Origin of the sequence: Mesorhizobium sp. M7A.F.Ca.CA.002.05.1.1 (assembly GCF_003998335.1) — a bacterium.
GTDB lineage: Bacteria > Pseudomonadota > Alphaproteobacteria > Rhizobiales > Rhizobiaceae > Mesorhizobium.
Genome location: NZ_RZQI01000605.1, coordinates 1 through 3,734, shown reverse-complemented (window position 1 = coordinate 3,734; position 3,734 = coordinate 1). Strand labels below are relative to the sequence as shown.

5 protein-coding genes are annotated in these 3,734 nt (G+C 65.3%); 2 read left to right on the top strand and 3 right to left on the bottom strand.

The annotated features are described in order from the left end of the window. Positions 1-2 precede the first annotated feature (2 nt). Both EN939_RS24885 and EN939_RS24880 read right to left on the bottom strand, forming a co-directional pair. Positions 3-197, bottom strand: a complete 195-nt coding sequence (locus EN939_RS24885; protein ID WP_127396780.1) for a hypothetical protein — start codon at positions 195-197, stop codon at positions 3-5. 167 nt (positions 198-364) lie between these two features. Beyond that, a complete protein-coding gene (locus EN939_RS24880) occupies positions 365-1,039 on the bottom strand; it encodes a hypothetical protein (RefSeq protein WP_127270463.1) in 675 nt (224 codons plus the stop codon). A gap of 211 nt (positions 1,040-1,250) precedes the next feature. On the opposite strand from EN939_RS24880, the gene EN939_RS24875 reads away from it, so the two are divergent. Beyond that, the gene (locus EN939_RS24875) at positions 1,251-1,979 is read left to right on the top strand and encodes a response regulator (protein ID WP_127270461.1); all 729 of its coding nucleotides are present in this window, start codon (positions 1,251-1,253) and stop codon (positions 1,977-1,979) included. Beyond that, positions 1,976-3,217 carry an ATP-binding protein gene (locus EN939_RS24870; RefSeq protein ID WP_127270459.1) on the top strand — a complete coding sequence of 414 codons (1,242 nt, stop codon included), beginning with the start codon at positions 1,976-1,978 and terminating at the stop codon, positions 3,215-3,217. Before EN939_RS24875 ends, EN939_RS24870 begins: the two co-directional genes overlap by 4 nt. 183 nt (positions 3,218-3,400) lie before the next feature. Here the strand turns inward: EN939_RS24870 and EN939_RS38615 are convergent. Further along, positions 3,401-3,734: hypothetical protein (locus EN939_RS38615; protein ID WP_206528333.1), on the bottom strand; the 334-nt coding region annotated here is incomplete at its 5' end.

Genomic DNA, 3,734 nt, shown 5'->3' with positions numbered 1-3,734 from the left:
GTTCACGCGATCTTGCGGTCATGATGTCCATGGTTGTCGAGCGGCTGCGAGAGCGGAAGCGACAGCCGCCAGGCGGCGAAGCGCAGGCGGATCGCGCCCTTCAGCGTGTCGACCGGGAGGGCCAGCGGCATATCGCGCCCGGCAGGACCGAACGAGAGCCTCGGGCTGGCGGACGCGAGCAGCCGCAGCATGATCATGGCTTCCCACATTGTCGTGCTTCCATTGCATGGTTCGAATTGGCGTCATTCGAACTGGACGTGATTGAAACGAGGGATGGCGGAGATACGCCCGCCATCCCCCGGAGAACCGGCCGGCCCGAGAACGGGTTGGGTACCGGGCCGGCCGGTGCAGTCGGTCAGAGTTGTCAGTCGTTCCCGGGCTGGGGCGAGAGCTGCCTGCCATCGTTGGGCAGGCCTCTGGGGCCGGCTGCATCGTTCGGCGGCCCGCCCCAGGGACCGGGGGGTGATCCATGGGGGCGTTCCGCCGAAGCGAGGACTTCGAGTTGTTCGGGCGTCAGCTTGGCACGCAGTTCCGCGATCGCGTCCTTCAGTTTACCGGCCGAAACCGCGCGGGCGGTGACATCGTCGGCCAGCTTTTCCTGGAACGCGAAAGGATCAGGCTTGCCGCCGGGACCCGCCGCGTCGGGACCCTTCGCTTCAGCACTACCGGGCCGCCCGTGGTTGGGTCGAGGCGGCGAAAGCACCGCCTGCAGCGCGCTGGTGTAGTCGCGCCAGGCGTCGAGTTGTTCGGTGCGGATGCCGACGCGGGTCTCCAGCGCGGCGAGCCGGGCGGCCAGCATGAACTCCGGCGGCGGACCCATGCGGCGGGGGCCAAAGCCCTGTGGGCCGAAACCCTGCGAACCAGGCCGCATCGGTTCATGCGGGCCGGGTCCAGCCATCGGGCCGTGATCTGGGCCGTCCTGCATGGCCACGACAGGTGGCGGCTCGCCTGGTCCGGCGCCGGGATCGGGCTGGGCTGCCAGCGCGGGGTGAATTGCGGCGACGGAAAACAGGCCGAGCGCAAGAAGTCTGCTTCGCATAAAGATGTTCCTTTCTCTCATGCTTCGGACAGTTCAGAGGATAGGAAGCGTCTTTGTCCGCTTCGCGTCGGCGTGTTGCCGAAGGTTTCCGCAAAAGGGCAATTTGTTTCCGAATGTTTCCCTCGGGCCCCCGGAAACGTTCGGTTGCAATTTTCCATGCCGCTCGGGCGCGGCTCCTCCTATAATCGTGGCCAAGGCAAGGGCACGATTGATGCAGTCACAACCCCATATCCTCGTCGTTGACGACGACCGCGAGATCAGGACGCTTCTCCAGCGTTATCTCGACAGCCAGGGCTTTCGCGTCACGGCGGCGGCGGACCGGCGCGAATGCGAGCAACGGCTTGGCTCAGGCCAATTCGACCTGATCGTGCTCGACGTGATGCTGCCGGACGGCTCGGGGCTCGATATCTGCCGCGGCTTGCGCGACCGCAAGCCGCACACCCCGATCATCCTGCTGACCGCGCTGAAGGAAGATGTCGACCGCATCATCGGCCTGGAACTCGGCGCCGACGACTATCTCGGCAAGCCGTTCAACCCGCGTGAGCTCATTGCCCGCATCCGCGCCGTGCTCAGGCGCTCGGCGCCCGAGGAGGCGCCCGCCTCCCTGCGCGCGCGTACGTACCGCTTCGCCGGCTACAGGCTGGAGCCGGACACCCGCAAGGTGACGGACGCGCAAGGCGTGGCCGTCGACCTTACGGGCGCAGAGTTCGACCTCTTGCAGGTGTTTCTCGACCGCCCCGGCCGGCTTTTGTCGCGTGACCAGCTTCTCGACCTGACGCAAGGCCGCGAGCGCGACCCGCTCGAGCGTTCGGTCGATGTGCTGGTGAGCCGGCTACGCCGCAAATTTTCCGACACCGGCGACGGGCCGCTGTTCAAGACCGTGCGCAATGGCGGCTACCAGCTCACCGCGCGCGTCGAGACCGTGGAGAGCCAGGCGTGAATTCGCTGCGCCGCCGTCTCATCATGCTGCTGGTCGCCTCGATCGTCGGCGTCGTCGGCCTGGCGACGGCCGCCGTCATCAGCGTGCGCGGCGGCGGACCGCCGCCGGAACTGACCGTGCCCTGGATTGCCCAACAGATGGAACTGGTGGTGCGGCTTTTGCCGGGGCCGGTCCCCGACGTCCTGCGGGTGCAATTCGCCGACCATCCGGCGGGCGGCAAGATGGCTCGTGCGGAAACGGCGATGCTCAATGACATCCTGCACCGCCGTGGCCTCGACTTTCCGGCGGTCGTCAACGAGAAGGCGGACGAACCCGGCCAGATCGCATCGATGCACCTGCCTGACAGCCGCTGGGCGATCATGGAGGTGCCGCACCTCAAGCCGCCGCGTCGCGAATGGCTGGTTCTGGCCGGCTGGATCTCGCTGATCGTCGCCGGCGCCACGGCGGTGTCGGTCTATTTCACCTCGGTGCTGATCCGCCCGCTCGAGATGCTGGAGGCCGCCGTCTCCAAGATCGGATCGGACGGCGTGCTGGCGGCGGTGCCGGAAGTGGGCTCGGCCGAGGTCAAGGCCACCGCGCATGCGCTGAACCAACTCTCGTCGCGGCTGCGGACCGCCATGGAAAGCCGCATGCGGCTGGTCGCCGCCGCCGGCCATGATCTGCGAACGCCGATGACGCGCATGCGGCTGCGCGCCGAATTCCTCGACGACGAACGCGACAAATGGCTTCACGACCTCGACGAACTCGACCGCATCGCCGACAGCGCCATCCGTCTGGTGCGCGAAGAGGTGAACCAGGACGCCGTCGAACCGGTCGACCTGGCAAAGACGGTGCGCGATATCGAAGCCGAGATGGCATCGCTCGGCCATGCCGTGTCGATCGGGCACCTGGACAAGGTTTGCGTGCGGGCCGGCGCGCTTGGCCTGCGCCGCGCCTTGCGCAACCTGATCGTCAACGCCGCCACCCATGGCAAGGCGTGCCGCATCGACCTGGCCGCAGCCGACAATCGCGCCGTGCTGACCATATCTGACCATGGCCCGGGCATACCCACGGAACTCCTGAACAAGGCGTTCGAGCCCTTCTTCCGCGTCAACCCCGGCCGCCTGCAATCCGTCCCCGGAGCCGGTCTTGGCCTCGCCATCGCCAAGGAGATCATCGAGCGCTACGGGGGCACGGTAACGCTGGAAAACCGCCCGGGCGGCGGGCTGGAACAGACGGTGGTGTTCGACGCGGTGTAACGGTTAGCGGTCAGCCGAGTAATCGGCGTTGACGAAAAAACAGAGACGATGCTGCACCGCGCAAAGCCAATGTTCCAAATCATATCTCCACGGAGCCAGGACCGAACCCATATAGCCAAACTATAGATTCCAAAATTTCTTGCGACTTCACAAAGAACTAGGCTCTCAAGCCAAGAGCTCCCCTCAATCAACCGGGGCGGGAATATCGGCACAATTTAAACGCCAAGGTTTAATTCTGAGGAAACTCGCCAGAAATGGCGAGAACCGGCCGGTTTTGTCAATTTTTAGCACTTGCTCACATAAGTATTTCAGCCGGGTAGATATTTTGTGTTGCGCTGCACAATGCCGTAGCCGAACGATGTCCTGGGGGGACTCGTTTGCGACTGGACATACGCCGTGGAGGATTCCGCCAGGTTGACCAGCTTGAGTTGTCCGTCCGTCGATTTCGAGCCCGGCCCGGCCGTGCTCGCAATGCGCGGATTTGCGGGTGCCTTGGCGGGTCCCGTCCGCCTTTACC